Consider the following 16,028-nt stretch of genomic DNA (forward strand, 5'->3'; position numbering starts at 1 on the left):
GTCCTCACCGTTCAGGTCCGACTGTCGCCCCTCACGGTGCCGTGCGGCGCTAAAGCGGTACTGAACCGGTGGAACGGGGACTCAGAGCGAGGAGACGATCTTGGCGAGCAGTTCGTAGGAGCGCACCCGGGCGTCGTGGTCGGGCACCTGGGTGAGGACGAACAGCTCGTCGGCGCGGGTGTCGGCGAGCAGCCCGGCCAGGCGGGGGGCGATGCGGTCGGGCGTGCCGACGAACTGCGGGTCGATGCGCTGGTTCAGGAACGCCCGCTCGGCGGCGTTGAAGTGGTGGTCGGCCGCCTCGGCCTCGGTGGGCAGCACGGTGGCGGGGTCGACGGTGCGCATCAGGATCTGGCCGTAGACGAACGCGGTGGCCAGGCTGCGGGCGCGTTCGTCGCTGTCGGCGGCCACCACGATCGCGGCGACGCCCCCGTGGGGCTCGCTGGAGTGGGCCGAGGGCCGGAAGGCCTCGCGGTAGGCGGCGAGCGCCTCGGGTGCCCCGCCGGGGACGATGGCGTGTGCGTACACGTAGGGCAGGCCGAGCCGTCCGGCGGTGACGGCGCTGCCGGTGCTGGAGCCGACCAGCCAGAAGCGGGGCGGGGTCCGGGGTTCGGGCACGGCGCGCACGCCGCCGTCGCCGCCGGAGAAGTAGGCGGCGAGTTCGGCGAGCTGGGCGGGGAAGTCGCGGCGGCGCGGGTCGCCCAGGCGGGCGGCGGCCTGCGGGGAGCCGCCGGCGGCGCGGCCGATGCCGAGGTCGACGCGGCCCGGGTACAGGCTCGCCAGGACGCCGAACTGCTCGGCGACGGCCAGCGGCGCGTGGTTGGACAGCAGGACCGCGCCCGAGCCGACGCTCAGGGTGCGGGTGGCCTCCAGGATCGGTCCGGCCAGGACGGCGGGCGCGGAGGTCGCCAGCGCGGGGGTGTCGTGGTGCTCGGCCACCCAGTAGCGCCGGTACCCCAGCTCCTCCACCGCCTTGGCCAGCTCCACGCTGCGGCGCAGGGCGGCGCCGGGGGTGTCGCCGCGCCAGACCGGGACGGTGTCGTGAACCGAGATGTCGATTGAGAGGGCCACTTGCGCGCTCCATCCTGAGGTAGCCTCATTTTAGCGATATGCCCAGTCAAGTCGAGGCAGCCTCAGGTTGTCAACGGCGGCGGCACGAGCCCCTCCCCCGCGGTGAGGGACAGGTGGCCGGGCACCGCCACGACCGAGGCCAGATCATGGAAATGCACGGTGCCGTGCTCGCCCGGCTCGGCGGAGGTGAACCCGTAGTGCGGGTACAGGTCGCCGACCTTGGCGTTCTTGGCCGTAGGCCGGTACTCCCCGCGGACCGTCCGGTACCCGGCCGCGCGGGCGGCCTCCAGCACCGCCGACAGGCACGCCTGCTCGATGCCCCGCGCGAAGACACGGCAGCTCAGCAGCATGTTCTCCACCACCAAAACCGGCCCGGGACCGGCCCGCAGGAAGAGCGCCCCCACCACGCCGTTGCCGCCGAACCGGTCGGCCGAGGAGATCGCCAGCACCCGGCGCGCCGGATCGGCGGCCCTGGCCCGCACCTCCTCCACCGACAGGCGCTCGGTCGTCAGGTTGAACTGGTTGGTGCGCAGCGTCAGCTGGGCCAGCCGCGGCAGATCCGCCTCGCCGGCGGACGCCAGCGAGACCTCCACACCCAGCCCGGCCAGGAAGTCCGCGGCCGAGCCCGCCGCCGACAGGAACTCCGCCCGCGCCGACTCCTGCCGGTACAGCAGGGTCCGCCGCCGGTCCTCGGAGGTGATCCCGGTCGCGGTGAACCAGCCGTCGGCCAGCAGGGTCCGCACGTGCAGGGCCGGATCCCCCGCCAGGTGCAGCACCGTCACCTCCGGCAGCTCTGCTGCCACCGCCGCGCACTCGTGCGCGCTGTCGTCGGCGAACACCACCGCGTCCAGGCCCAGGTTCAGCTCGGCGGCCAGCGTCCGCAGGCTCTCGGCCTTGGGCTTCCACCCGGCCAGCACCGCCACGAAGTCCTCCTCGCGCAGCACCAGGTCCGGATGCCCGCGCAGCGCGGCCAGGACGGTCTCCGGGTCGTTCTTGCTGACCGCCGCCAGCAGCACGCCCTGCGACTGCAGCTGCTTGACCAGGGTCTGGAAGGCGCGGAAGGCCTCGCCCCTGGGGGTGTGCGCCACCTCCAGGCCCTCCACCCCGTCGTCGCCCAGCACCCCGCCCCACAGGGTGTGGTCCAGGTCGAGCGCCAGCACCTTCTTGCCGCGCCCGGCGCCCGCCCTGACCAGGTGGGCGAGTTCGGCCGCGTAGGCACCCAGCACGGCCTCCGACAGGTGGGTTCCGGCGTAGACCTCCAGCCTCGGGTCGTGGGGGCCCGGCGCGTCGAACAGCAGCGGGTCCAGGTCCAGCACGGTCACGCGCGGCTCGTCCTCGCCCAGCCGCAGGAGCCCGGCGTTGGCCTCGCGCCACAACGCGCCCAGCCGCGCCCGGGAGGGGTGGTCCAGCAGCCGGACCTGCCAGGCGCGCGGCAGCGGGATCGTGTTGAACACCAGCGTGCCGCCGCTCGTGCGGGCGAACACCGCGGCCAGGTCCCGCCACAGCGCCAGCTTCTCGCGCAGCACCCGCGCCACGTCCTCGGTGTCGAACGGCACGGGCACCTCGTCGAGGACCGCCGTGTGGTCGAGCACGCACACCGTCAGCTCCGCCCCGGCGGCGTACAGGGAGCTGCCGGGGTCGCCCAGCTCCGCCACGGACGTGCCGTAACCGGTCAGCTCGACCTCCGGCAGCAGGCCGTGGCGGGCCAGTTCGCCGGTGAGGGCGGTCCGCAGCGCCTCCAGGGTGCCGTGGCCGGTGACCACCGCCTTGACGCGCCGCAGCCCCGGGTGACGTCGCGCGACGGCCTCGGCGTCCACACCGGCCAGCAGCCGTGCCGAGCGGGCGCGCTCCTCGGGAGGCATCGCGGCCAGCAGGGCGGCGACCTCGTCGTAGTGCTCGGCCAGCAGCCCCGACCGGCGCAGCTCGCGCAAACGCTCCCGCCCGCTCACCGGGCCGCCGCCTCGGCGCGCGGGGCGACCAGCTCCTCCAGCACGCCGGCCAGGGCGTCGGCGCTCGGATGGTCCAGGGCGATCCCGGGCGGCAGGTCCACGCCCAGCACGGCCGAGAGCCGGGCGGCGATCTCCAGCGCGCCGAAGGAGGTGATGCCGATCTGGGTGAGGTCGGTGCCGGAGTCCAGGCCGCCCTCGGCATGGCCCAGCGCGTCGGCGACGGCCGACAGGACCAGGGAGACCAGCCACGCCCGCCGGTCCTCCTCCGGGAGGCCGGGCGGGGACGGCGGCGCGTCGGGCGCAGGACGGCCGGGTGGCGCGCCGCGCCAGCGGCGCAGGGCCGCCAGGACGGCCCGCACGCCTTCTTCGGGGAGGCCGGGGTCACCGACCAGCTCGGTGAACGCGCCGGGGTCGTCGGCCTCGACCGCCTCCCACAGGGTGCGGTCGGCCAGTGCGGCGGCGGGGGCGGCGTCCAGCCAGTAGCGGGTGTGCTCGAAGGCGTAGGTGGGCACCAGTGCGGGATCGGCCGCCGGACCCTCGCCGAGCACGGCCGTCCAGTCGACGTCCAGGCCGTGCGCGTGCGCCAGGCCCGCGGCGAGCGCGACCGAGGCCGCCTCCCTCCCGGCGTCCCTGACCAGCGGGACCAGCGCCGTCCCGGCCGCCTGCCCGGCCAGGCAGTCGGCCAGCAGGCCGCTGACGGTGGCGTCCGCGCCGATCTCCACGAACGTGTCGATCCCCTCCTCCAGCAGCGTCCGCACGCCGTCGTGGAAGCGGACGGGCGAGCGGACCTGGGACGGCCAGTAGTCCGGGGCGGCGAGGTCGGCGCGGGAGACGGCGCGGCCGGTGCGGTTGGACACCAGCAGGGCGGCGGGCTCGGCGACCGCGAGCGTTCCCGCGAGGCGCTCCAGCGCGGGCAGCGCGGCGTCCATGTGCGCCGAGTGGAAGGCGTGGCTGACCTTGAGCGGCCGGGTGCGCACCCCGCGCGCCCGCAGCCGGGAGGCCAGCGCCCGCACCGCACCGGCGTCACCGGAGACCACGGTGGAACGGGGACCGTTGACCGCCGCGATCGAGACACCACCGCCTGTTTCGCTTCCCGCCCCGCCGCCCGCCTCGCCGAGTGCGGCGGCGACCTCCGCCTCGGCGGCGCGCAGGGAGACCATCGCGCCGTCCTGACGGGCGTCCTGCATCGCACGGGCGCGCACGACGACGAGCCGGGCGGCGTCCTCCAGGGTGAGAGCGCCGACGGCGTGGGCGGCGCCGACCTCCCCGATGGAGTGGCCCAGCGCGGCCTCGGCCCGCAACCCGAAACTCTCGGCCAGCCGCAGCAGCGCCGTCTGGAAGGCGAACAGCGCGGGCTGCGCCCACTCGGTGCGGTCCACCTCGCCGCCGCCCAGCACCCGCTCCTTCAGCCCCGCGGCACCGGCCCGCTCCAACGCGGCGCAGGCCGCGTCGAAGGCCTCGGCGAACACCGGATACCGCGCGTACAGGTCGCCTCCCATGCCGGGACGCTGGGTGCCCTGCCCGCCGAACACGAACGCGACCCTGCGGCCCCGGCGGGCGGCCACGACCGGCGCCGCTCCCGCCAGCGCCTCCAGCGCGCGCACGTCCCCGCCGAGCACCGCGGCCCGGTGCCCGAACGCCGTGCGCGCGGCCACCAGGGCGCGCGCGACGGCCGCGTTGTCCAGGCCGGGCCGGGAGGCCGCCAGGTCCCGCAGCCGCGCGGCCTGCCCGCGCAGCGCCTGCGGGGTCCGCGCGGACAGCACCCACGGCACCGGCCGCTCCCCCGAGGCCTCCCGCTCCGGGGTTCGCTCCTGTTCCGGGGTGGCGGGCGCCTGTTCCAGGATGACGTGGGCGTTGGTGCCGCTGATGCCGAACGAGGAGACGCCCGCCCGCCGGGGGCGGCCCGTCCGGGGCCACCGCCGGGCCCGGTCCGCGATCTCCACGCCGCCGCCCGTCCAGTCCACCAGCTCCGAGTGGTGCTGCGCGTGCAGGGTGGCGGGCAGCACGCCGCGGCGCAGTGCCTCCACCATCTTGATGACGCCCGCGACGCCGGCGGCGGCCTGGGTGTGTCCGAGGTTGGACTTCACCGAGCCGACCAGCAGGGGCGGGGCGTCGCCGCGCGGCTCGCCGTAGGCGGCGATCAGCGCCCCGGCCTCGATGGGGTCGCCGAGCCGGGTCCCGGTGCCGTGCGCCTCCACGGCGTCCACGTCGGCGGGCCGCAGGCCGGCCGCGCGCAGCGCCGCCTCGATGACCTTGCGCTGGGCCGTGCCGCTGGGCGCGGTGAGCCCGTTGCTCGCGCCGTCCTGGTTGACGGCCGAGCCGCGCACCAGCGCCAGCACCGGATGCCCCTGCCGGACGGCGTCGCTCAGCCGCTCCAGGACCAGCAGGCCGGCGCCCTCGCCGAAACCGGTGCCGTCGGCGTCGGCGGAGAACGCCTTGCAGCGCCCGTCGGGGGCGAGGCCGCCCTGCAACGCGAACTCGGTGAACACCCGTGAGGTGGCCATGACGGTGACGCCGCCCGCCAGCGCCAGATCGCACTCGCGGCGGCGCAGCGACTCGGCGGCCAGGTGGACGGCCACCAGCGAGGAGGAGCAGGCGGTGTCGACGGTCAGCGCCGGGCCCTCGAAGCCCAGGGTGTAGGAGATGCGTCCCGAGGCGATGCTGGCGGCGTTGCCCGTCATCAGGTAGCCGTCCAGGCCCGGCGGGGCGGCGCCGACGGGCGGGGCGTAGTCCTGGTAGATGACACCGGCGAACACCCCGGTGCGGCTGCCGCGCAGCGACGCCGGGAGGATCCCGGCCCGCTCCAGCGCCTCCCAGGTCAGCTCCAGGAGCTGGCGGTGCTGGGGGTCCATCGCCTCGGCCTCGCGGGGCGAGACCCCGAAGAACGCCGCGTCGAAGTCCCCGGCGCCGGGCAGGAACCCGCCGGGCGCCGGATGGTCCCAGGGCCGGTCGGTGGGCGGGGCGCCGATCGCGTCGGCCTCTTCGGCGACGGCCCGCCACAGGTCCTCGGGCGAGCCGACGCCGCCGGGGAAGCGGCAGGCCGCCGACACGACCACGATGGGGTCGGGGTCGGTGAGCGCGGCGAGCTCCCGCTTGACCCGGGACAGCTCGTCGGTCGTCCAGCGGAGGTATTCGACCAGTTTCTTCTCGTCGGCCATGGCTTCCCTAAGGTCGTAGCTCTGAGTCGATGAAGGCGAAGAGCTCCTCGACGCCGCCGTCCTCCTCCTGCGGTTCCGCGGGGGCGAGGAGGCCGAGGAGGTGGTCGGCGAGGGCGTCCGGGGTGGGGTGGTCGAACACGACGGTCGCCGGGAGCCGCACCCCGGCCGCCCGGCCGAGGCGGTTGCGCAGCTCGACCGCGGTGAGGGAGTCCAGGCCCAGCTCCTTGAAGCTGCGTCCCGCCTCGACGGCCGTGCCCGGCGCGCGGCCCAGGACGGCCTGGAGGTACTGGGACACGGTGTCGGCGACCAGGCCGCGGCGCTGTTCGGGCGCGGCCTGCGCCAGCCGCTCGCCCAGCCCCTCCACCCGCTCCGCCGGGGCAGGGGCCGCGGCGGCCGCCCGTATCAGGGAGCGCAGCGGCGGCGCCGACCCGGCGCTCAACCGCCCGGGATCGAGCCGGACGGCCACGAGCGCCGGGTCGCCGGAGGTCAGGGCGGTGTCCAGCAGCGCCAGCCCCCGTTCCGCCGACAGGGGCAGCACGCCCGAGCGGGTCATGCGGGCCAGGTCCGTCCGGGACAGCGCGCCCGTCATCGCGCTGTCGGAGCGCCACAGGCCCCAGGCGACGGAGGTCGCCGCCAACCCGGCCCGGGACCGTACGGTCGCCAGCGCGTCGAGGTAGACGTTGGCGGCCGCGTACGCCGCCTGGCCGGGGTTGCCGACGAGCCCGGCGGCCGAGGAGAACAGCGCGAACGCCGCGAGGTCGGTGCCCGCGGTGAGCCGGTGCAGGTTCCACGCGCCGTCGACCTTCGGGCGCAGCACCGCCTCCAGCCGCTCGGGGGTGAGGTTGGCCAGTGTCGCGTCGTCCAGGACGCCCGCCGCGTGGAAGACGGCGGTCAGCGGCCGGGACAGGCCCGCCAGCACCCGCTCCAGCGCCGCCTCGTCGGCGACGTCCACGGCCGCGCCGGTGACCTCGGCGTCGAGCCCGCCCAGGTCGGGGACGTCCCCGCTGCGGCTGAGCGCCAGCAGGTGGCGGACGCCGTGCCGCTCCACCAGGTGCCGGGCGACCAGCCTGCCCACGCCGCCGGACGCGCCGGTCAGCAACACCGTCCCCTCGGGGTCCAGCGGCCGGGGCAGCCGCACGGCGACCTTCCCGGTGTGGCGGGCCAGCGACAGGTGCCGGAAGGCGCGCGGGGCGCGGGGCGCGTCCCAGGCGGTGACGTGCAAGGGGGTCAGGACGCCCGCGCGGAACAGGGCGGCCAGCTCGGCGAGGATGGCGCCGATCCGGTCGGGCCCGGCCTCGGCGAGGTCGAACGCGCGGTAGGCGACGCCTTCGGAGACGCGGATGTCGGTCTTGCCCATCTCGATGAAGCGCCCGCCCGGGACGAGCAGCTCCAGGGAGGCGTCCACGAACTCCCCGGCGAGGGAGTTGAGGACGATGTCGACGCCGCGCCCCCCTGTTGCGGCGCGCACGGCGTCCGGGAAGTCCAGAGTGCGGGAGCTCGCGAGCCGTTCGGCGGGCAGGTCCACGGCCGCCCATTTGGCGGGGCTCGCGGTGCCGAAGACCTCCAGCCCCCAGTGGTGGGCCAGCTGGACGGCCGCGCCGCCGACGCCTCCGGCCGCGGAGTGGACCAGCAGCCAGTCCCCCCGCCGGGCGTCGGCCAGGTCGTGCAGGGCGTACCAGGCGGTGAGGAAGACCGCGGGGACGGTCGCGGCCTGGGCGAAGGAGAGCCCGTCGGGGACGGGGGCCAGCAGCCGGTGGTCGGTGACGGCGACCGGGCCGATGCCTCCGGCGATGAGGCCCATGACGCGGTCACCGGGGGCGAGGCCCTCCACTCCGGGGCCGGTCTCCAGGACGACGCCCGCCCCCTCGGTGCCCAGGTCGGCCTCGCCCGGGTACATGCCCAGCACCAGCATCGCGTCACGGAAGTTCAGACCGGAGGCCCGGACGGCGACGCGGACCTGGCCCTCACTGAGCGACCCCTCCCGAGCCGCTCCCAGGCGCAGGTCGCCGTCGCGGGCCTCCAGCCGCCAGGGGCCGCCGGACGGCGGGACGAGGCCGCGTTCCCAGCGGGCCAGCCGGGGCACCAGCAGCCGCCCGTCGCGGACCGCGACCTGCTCCTCCCCGGAGGCGGCCGCGGTCAGGACGGGCGCGTCGCGGGCATCGGTGTCCACGAGCGTGATGCGGCCGGGCTCCTCGGACTGCAGGGAGCGCACCAGGCCCCACACGGCCGCGCCGGCGGTGGAGGGCCGCTCGCTCTCCACCGCCGCGACGGCACCGACGGTGTGCACGACGATCGGGTCGTCGCCCGCCAGTGCCTCCCTGATGGGGGCGAGCACAGAGTCCAGGGCGGCCCGGACGCTCTGCGGATCCTCTCCCTCCGGCGAGGGAACGCGGATGATCCGCACGTTCCCGGACGCGGGCGCGGCGGGCTGGTCCACGGCCTGCCAGGTCAGGGCATAGAGCAGGTGGTCGGCGCTCACGTCGGCGGCGCGCAGGGAGATCTCCTCCACGCGCGCCACGAGCCCGCCGCCTTGGCGCAGTTCGACCTCCACACCGCCATCGGTCGGGCGCAGACGGGCCAGGAGCGGCCCGGCCGCCGCCGCGCCGGAGCGCGTGAAACCGCGCCAGCTGAACGGCAGCCGCACCACCCCGTCGTCGGGGAACAGCCCGGCCAGGCCGATCCCGTGCAGTGCGGCGTCCAAGGTGGGCGGCGCGAGCGGGAACCCCTCGACGGCCGGGGCCGCGAGCTCGGCGTAGACGTCGGCCCCGGCCTTCCAGGCCCGCACGACACCCCGGTAGGACGGCCCGTAGTCATAGCCGCCCGCCGCCAGGGAGTCATAGAGGCCGGTGACGTCCAGGGCCTCGGCTCCGGCGGGCGGCCAGAACTGCGGGACGTCATCCGGCAGGGTTTGCGCTGAGGCTTCTGACGGGTTCTCCGCTGGGATATTCGCGGGGGTTCCCGGCGAGGTCCGGGCCGGGCCGAGGGTGCCGAGGGCGTGGGCGGTCCAGGGGGCGCCGAGGGGGCCTTCGCCGTCGGAGGGGCGGGCGTGGACGCCCACGGGGCGCAGTCCGTCGGGTTCCGGCGGGCCGACCGTCACCTGGATCTCGACGGTCTCCTGCGGCTCCAGCGGGAGCGGACGTTGGAGGGTCAGTTCCGCCACGCGCGGTGTTCCGGCCAGCTCGCCCGCGAAAGCGGCCAGTTCGGCGAACAGCGCGCCGGGGGCGATCGCGCCGCCTTCGATGATGTGCTCGGCCAGCCAGGAGTGTTCGGCGGGGTCGAGCCTGCCGAGCAGGAGCAGCCCGTCGTCGGCGGTCCGTACGGCGCTCGCGGCCAGGGGGTGACCGGCGCCGCGGACCCCGGCGGACGGTCCGGATCGCGGCTTGGCGGCGTCCAGCCAGTACCGCCGGCGGTCGAAGGCGTAGGTGGGCAGGGGTGGGATCGGCGCGTCCTGGGAGCCGGGGTGGGCGGTCCAGTCGACGACGACGCCGCGCGTCCACGCTTCGGCCGCCGACAGCAGGAAGCGCTCCAGTCCCCCTTCGTCGCGGCGGAGCGTGCCCAGGACCGCGCCTCCGGCGTCCTCGACCGGCTCCACGAGGGCGGGCCCGATCACCGGGTGCGGGCTGATCTCGAGGAACGCGCCGTGCCCGGCCGCCAGCGCGGCTTCCACTGCGGTCTGGAGCAGGACGGGTGAGCGCAGGTTCCGGTACCAGTACGCGGGGTCGGCGAAGTCGGCTCCGGCAGGCCCGCCGGTGAGAGTGGAGAACACCTCGACCTCCCCGGCGGCGAACGGCGGCACGACGGGCAGCACCGCAAGGAGCTCTTCCCGCAGTACCTCGACGGCCGGGGAGTGCGAGGCGTAGTCCACCTCGATCCGCCGGGCTCGCAGCCCTTCCCGTTCGGCCCGTTCCCGGACGGCCTCCACGGCGGCGACCGGCCCGGACACGACCGTCGAGGCGGGCCCGTTGACCGCGGCGACCGCGACCTCCTCCCCGAGGCCGGCGAGCAGCTCGCGCACCCGGGAGTGCGGGGCGGAGACCGCGAGCATCGCACCGGTCCCGGCGAGCGCCAGCAGCGCCCGGCTGCGCAGCGCCACCACGGCGGCGGCGTCCGGCAGCGTCAGCGCCCCGGCGGTGAGCGCGGCGGCGATCTCGCCCTGCGAATGCCCGGCGACCGCCGCAGGCCGCACCCCGTAGGACTCCCACAGGGCGGTGAGCGCGGCCATCACCGCCCACAGGACCGGCTGCACCACATCCACCCGCTCCAACGGAACCTCACCGCGCAGCGCACCCAGCAGCGACCAGCCGGTGACGGGATCCAGAGCCGCCGCGCACTCGGCGATCCGCGCGGCGAAGACCGGCGATTCCTCCAGCAGCGCCCGCGCCATCTCCGCCCACTGGGCGCCCTGCCCGGGATACAGGAAGACCGGCGAGAGTTCGTCGGAGGCCACCCCGGTGACCGCCAGCGGCGAAGGCCGGTCGTCGGCGACGGCCGCCAGCCCCTCCAACGCCTGCGCCCGGTCGGCGGCGACCACCACGGCCCGGTGGCGCAGCCCGGTCCGCGTACGCGCTAGCTCGGCGGCCACGGCCCCCAGCGGAGCGTCCGGGTGAGCGGTGAGGTAGTCGTGCAGGCGGCGCGCCTCGGCCCGCAGCGACCACCGGCTCCGCGCCGACAGCACCAGCGGCACCGGCCCGTCCTGCGCCTCCTCCGGGACCGGCCCGGCCTGTACTTCCGCTTCCGTCGGAGGGGCGGGAGGTTCTTCGACGATGACGTGGGCGTTGGTGCCGCTCATGCCGAACGCCGAGACGCCGAAGCGGCGCGGACGCCCGCCCGTGGGCCAGGGGGCGTTCTCGGTGAGAAGGGCCAGGCCGCCGGAGTCCCAGTCGACGTGCCGGGAGGGTGCCGAGACGTGCAGGGTGCGGGGCAGGACGCCGTGCTCCAGCGCCAGGACCATCTTGATGAGGCCGCCGACCCCGGCCGCGGCCTGGGTGTGGCCGATGTTGGATTTCAGGGAGCCCAGCCGCAGCGGGGGCCCGCCGTCGCGGCTCGCGCCGTAGGCCGACAGCAGCGCCTGTGCCTCGATGGGGTCGCCGAGGGTCGTGGCGGTGCCGTGCGCCTCGACGGCGTCGATGTCGGCGGGGGTCAGGCGCGCGTCGGCGAGGGCCTCCCGGATCGCGCGTTCCTGGGCGGGGCCGTTGGGCGCGGTGAGGCCGTTGCTGGCGCCGTCCTGGGTGACGGCGCTGCCGCGCACCACGGCCAGGACGCGGTGCCCGTTGCGGACGGCGTCCGACAGGCGCTCCACCAGGAGCAGGCCGACGCCCTCGCTGAAGCTGGTGCCGTCGGCGTCGTCGGAGAAGGCGCGGCACAGCCCGTCCGGGGAAAGGCCGCGCTGGCGGGAGAACTCCACGAACGTCGCGGGCGTCGCCATGACGGTCGCCCCGCCCACGAGGGCCAGGTCGCATTCGCCGCGGCGCAGCCCTTGCGCGGCCAGGTGCAGGGCGACCAGGGAGGAGGAGCAGGCGGTGTCGACGGTGACGGCCGGGCCTTGCAGGCCGAAGGTGTAGGAGATGCGGCCGGAGGCGACGCTTCCGGCGCTGCCGGTGCCCAGGTAGCCGCCGTGTTCGCGGGGGTCGTCCTGGGCGCGGCCGCCGTACTCGGTGTAGATGAGGCCGACGTAGACGCCGGTGCGGGAGCCGCGCAGCGAGGCGGGGTCGATCCCGGCGCGCTGGAACGCCTCCCAGGAGGTCTCCAGGAGGAGCCGCTGCTGGGGGTCGGCGGCGCGCGCCTCCCGCAGGTTCATCTCGAACAGGTCGGCGTCGAAGTCGGCGGCGTCGTGCAGGAAGCCGCCGCTGCGGGTGTAGGAGGTGCCGGGGTGGTCGGGGTCGTCGTGGAAGAGCGCGTCGAGGTCCCAGCCCCGGTCCTCGGGGAAGGGGCCGACGGCCGAGCGCCCCTCCGCCAGCAGCTCCCACAACCGTTCGGGCGTGTCGGCGCCGCCGGGGTAGCGGCAGCTCATCGCGACGATCGCGATGGGCTCGTCCGCCGGTGCCTCCGTCCGGGCCGCGGCGTCGGGGCCGGCGGCGTCGTCGAGGAACTCGGCGAGCGCGCGGGGTGTGGGGTGGTCGAACACCAGGGTGCTGGGGAGCCTGCGGCCGACGGTCTTGCCCAGGCGGTCGCGCAGCCGCACGGCCAGCAGCGAGTCCACGCCCAGTTCCCGGAAGGGCCGGTCGGGGCGGACCTCCCGGGCGGAGGCCAGGCCCAGGACGTCCGCGACGGTCCTGCTCACCACGTCCAGCAGGGCGCGCGGCGCCTGCCGGGACGCCGCCTTCACCCGGCGCGGGGTACGGACCTCAGGTGCGGCGGTCGGTGCGGCGTTCGTGCCGTCCAGGGGCCGGAACCGCACCTCTTCGGCGGTCAGGACGGTTCGTCCGGCCGGGTCCACGGCCGCCAGCGCGACCGTGTCCGGGCCGGTGACGGTCACCCGGACCCGCAGCTCCCGTACGGTGCCGCCGTCGTGGACGCGCACGCCGCTCCAGGAGAACGGCACGACGGGGTCCCGGCCTCTCGCCAGGTAGGCGGCCTGGACCGCGCCGTCGAGCAGCGCCGGATGCAGTTCGTGGCCGCCCGCGCCCTCGGGCAGCGCGACCTCGGCGTCGTGGTGGCCGTCGCCGCGCCATACCGCCCGCACCGTGCGCAGGCCCGGCCCGTAGTGCACGCCGTGTCCGGCCAGTTCCTCGTAGGCGGCGGCCACGTCGAGGGGTTCGCCTTGGGGCCAGGCGGTGGGGAAGCCGTCCGGCGGGTCGGTTTCGTCCTCGGCGAGCAGGCCGGTGGCGCACACCTGCCAGGCACCGTCGTCTTGGCGGGCGTGGAGGGTGAGGCCGCCGTCGGCGGCGACCTGGACCTGCAGGTCCACCGGCCCGTCCGCCACGTCCACGGGTGCCAGGAAGGTCAGCTCCTCCAGTGCCGTGGCCCCGGTGCGGGACCCGGCGGCCAGGGCCAGTTCCACCAGGGCGCTTCCCGGCAGGAGGGCGCGGTCGCCGAGGCGGTGCCGCCGCGCCCAGCCGTTCGGGACGCTCCCGGTGAACAGGGTTCCGCGTCCGTCGGCGGTCTCCACGCCCCGCCCGAGCAGCGGGTGCCCGGAGGAGACGGCGGTGTCGAGCCAGAAGCGCCGCTCCTGGAAGGCGTAGGTGGGCAGGTCGGTGAGCGTCCCTGCGGTCGCCGCCCGCCAGTCGATGGGCGTTCCGGCCACGTGCAGTTCGCCGGCCGAGGTCAGCAGCCGTTCCATACCTCCGTCACCGCGCCGCAGCGTCCCGGTGGCGCGGGCGTCGTCGGTCCCGGCGTGCTCGAAGGTCTCCAGCAGCGCGGTGGTCAGCACCGGGTGCGGGCTGATCTCCAGGAAAGCGCGGTGGCCCTCGGCGAGCAGTCCTTCGATGGTCTGCGCCAGCCGCACCGGTTCGCGCAGGTTGGCGTACCAGTAGGCGCCGTCGAGCCCGGCCGCGTCCAGCGGCCCGGCGGTGACGGTGGAGTGGAACGGGACCGTGGCGGCGTGCGGGCGGATCGCGGCGAACCTGGCGGCCAGGTCGTCCTTCAGCGGTTCCACGGCGGGCGAGTGCGAGGCGTAGTCGACGGGGATGAGCCGTGCCCGCACCCCTTCGGCCTCGCGTTCGGCCACGAAGCGCGCCACTTCTGGTGCCGTGCCGGAGACCACGGTGGAGCGCGGTCCGTTGACGGCCGCGACCCAGATGCCCTCCCGGCCCTCGATGTCGGCGGCGGGCAGCGCGACCGAGGCCATCGCGCCGGTCCCGGCCAGTCCGGCCAGGGCCTTGCTGCGTCCGGCCACCAGCGCGGCGGCGGTCGGCAGGTCCAGTGCGCCCGCGACGCAGGCGGCGGCGATCTCGCCCTGGGAGTGGCCGACGACCGCGGCGGGCTCGACGCCCAGGGACCGCCACAGGGCGGCCAGGGAGACCAGCACCGCGAACAGGGCGGGCTGCACCACCTCGACGCGCTCCAGCGGGGCGCCTTCGGCGGAGGTGACGACCTCGACCAGGTCCCAATCGGTGTGGGGTGCCAGCGCCTCGGCGCACCGGGTGAGTTCGGCGCGGAACACCTCGGACGTCTCGTACAGGTCCCGGGCCATCCCGGCCCACTGGGAGCCCTGGCCGGGGAAGACGAACACCGGCCGTCCCGTGGTGGTGGCCTCGCCGAGCGCCGTCCGGTCGCCGGGCGCCTCGTCCACGACGTCCTGTAGGGCCTTGGCCAGGTCTTGCGTCCGGGTTCCGACGACGACGGCGCGGTGGGGCAGCAGCGCCCGCGCGGTGCGCAGCGTGTGGGCGACATCGCCCGGAGCGGTGTCGGGATGGTCGGCGAGGTGCTCGCGCAGCCTCACGGCCTGTTCGCGCAGCGCCTGCGGGGAGTGCCCCGACAGCAGCCAGGCCGTCGGGCCCGCCGGGCGGGTGGTCGCGGCGGGCCCGGGTGCGGGGGGCTCCTCCACGATGACGTGGGCGTTGGTGCCGCTGATGCCGAAGGACGACACGGCTGCGCGCAGCGGCCGCTCCCGCTTCGGCCAGGGCCGTGCCTGTGCCAGTGGTACCAGGCCTCCGGCGTTCCAGTCGATGCGCGGAGACGGCTCCTCCAGGTGCAGGCTCTTCGGCAGGGTGCGGTGCCCGATCGCCTCGATCATCTTGATGAGGCCGCCGACCCCGGCCGCGGCCTGGGTGTGCCCGATGTTGGACTTCAGCGACCCCAGCCACACCGGGTCGGCCTCATCGCGGGCCCGGCCGTAGACGTCCAGCAGCGCGCCGGCCTCGATGGGATCGCCGAGGGCGGTGCCGGTGCCGTGGCCTTCGACCGCGTCGATGTCGGCGGGGCCGAGTCCGGCGTCGGTGAGCGCGGCGCGGATGACGCGGCGCTGGGCCGAGCCGTTGGGCGCCGACAGGGTGCTGCTGGCGCCGTCGGAGTTGACGGCGCTGCCGCGCAGCACGGCCAGCACGGGGTGGCCCAACCTTTGGGCGTCCGAGAGCCGCTCGATGAGGACGAGTCCCGCGCCTTCGGCCCAGCCGGTGCCGTCGGCCCCCGCCGCGTACGCCTTGCAGCGGCCGTCGGCGGACAGGCCGCGCTGGCGGGAGAACTCCACGAACGTGGAGGGGGTGGCCATCACGGTCGCGCCGCCCGCCAGGGCCATGCGGCAGTCGCCGCGCCGGACGGCCTGTGCGGCGTAGTGCAGGGCGACCAGGGAGGAGGAGCAGGCGGTGTCGACGGTGACGGCCGGTCCTTCGAGGCCGAAGGCGTAGGCGACGCGGCCGGAGGCGACGCTTCCGGCGCTGCCGATGCCCAGATGCCCTTCGAACCCCTCGGGCGGGCGGGCGTGCCGGGAGGCGTAGTCGGAGTACATGATCCCGGCGAACACCCCGATGGGCTCGCCCGCCAGGGAGCGGGGGTCGAGCCCGGCGCGTTCGAACGCCTCCCAGGCGGTCAGGAGCAGCAGGCGTTGTTGCGGGTCGATGCTCAGCGCCTCGCGCGGGCTGATCCCGAACGGTTCGGGGTCGAAGTCGGCCGCGCCGTGCAGGAAGCCGCCCTCGGCGGCGTAGGTGGTGCCCTCGTGGCCGGGGTCGGGGTGGACGAGGTCGGCCAGCGGCCAGCCCCGGTCGGCGGGGAACGGGCCGATGGCGTCGGTGCCCGAGGCCACGAGCCGCCACAGGTCCCGCGGCGAGCGCACCCCGCCGGGGTAGCGGCAGGCGGCGGAGACGACGGCGAGGGGTTCTCGCGTGAGGTTCTCGGCCTTCTCCAGGGCGGCGCGGGTGCGCAGCAGGTCGGCCGTGGTCCGTTTGAGGTAGTCGCGCAGTTTCTCTTCGTTCGCCAT

4 protein-coding genes are annotated in these 16,028 nt (G+C 76.0%); all 4 read right to left on the minus strand.

Annotation, left to right across the window (positions count from 1 at the left end):
• Positions 1 to 81 precede the first annotated feature (81 nt).
• A complete protein-coding gene (locus ABD140_RS16590) occupies positions 82 to 1,068 on the minus strand; it encodes an LLM class flavin-dependent oxidoreductase (RefSeq protein WP_344241725.1) in 987 nt (328 codons plus the stop codon).
• Positions 1,069 to 1,130: 62 nt separating this feature from the next.
• On the minus strand, positions 1,131 to 3,017 hold the full coding sequence (locus tag ABD140_RS16595) for an HAD-IIIC family phosphatase (RefSeq protein ID WP_344241727.1): 1,887 nt from the start codon (positions 3,015 to 3,017) through the stop codon (positions 1,131 to 1,133).
• Positions 3,014 to 6,175, minus strand: coding sequence for a type I polyketide synthase (locus tag ABD140_RS16600; protein ID WP_344241729.1), 3,162 nt, complete (start codon positions 6,173 to 6,175; stop codon positions 3,014 to 3,016). Before ABD140_RS16600 ends, ABD140_RS16595 begins: the two co-directional genes overlap by 4 nt.
• 7 nt (positions 6,176 to 6,182) lie before the next feature.
• The gene (locus tag ABD140_RS16605) at positions 6,183 to 16,028 is read right to left on the minus strand and encodes an SDR family NAD(P)-dependent oxidoreductase (protein ID WP_344241731.1); all 9,846 of its coding nucleotides are present in this window, start codon (positions 16,026 to 16,028) and stop codon (positions 6,183 to 6,185) included.

Source organism: Actinocorallia libanotica (genome assembly GCF_039525175.1).
Taxonomy (GTDB): Bacteria; Actinomycetota; Actinomycetes; order Streptosporangiales; family Streptosporangiaceae; genus Actinocorallia; species Actinocorallia libanotica.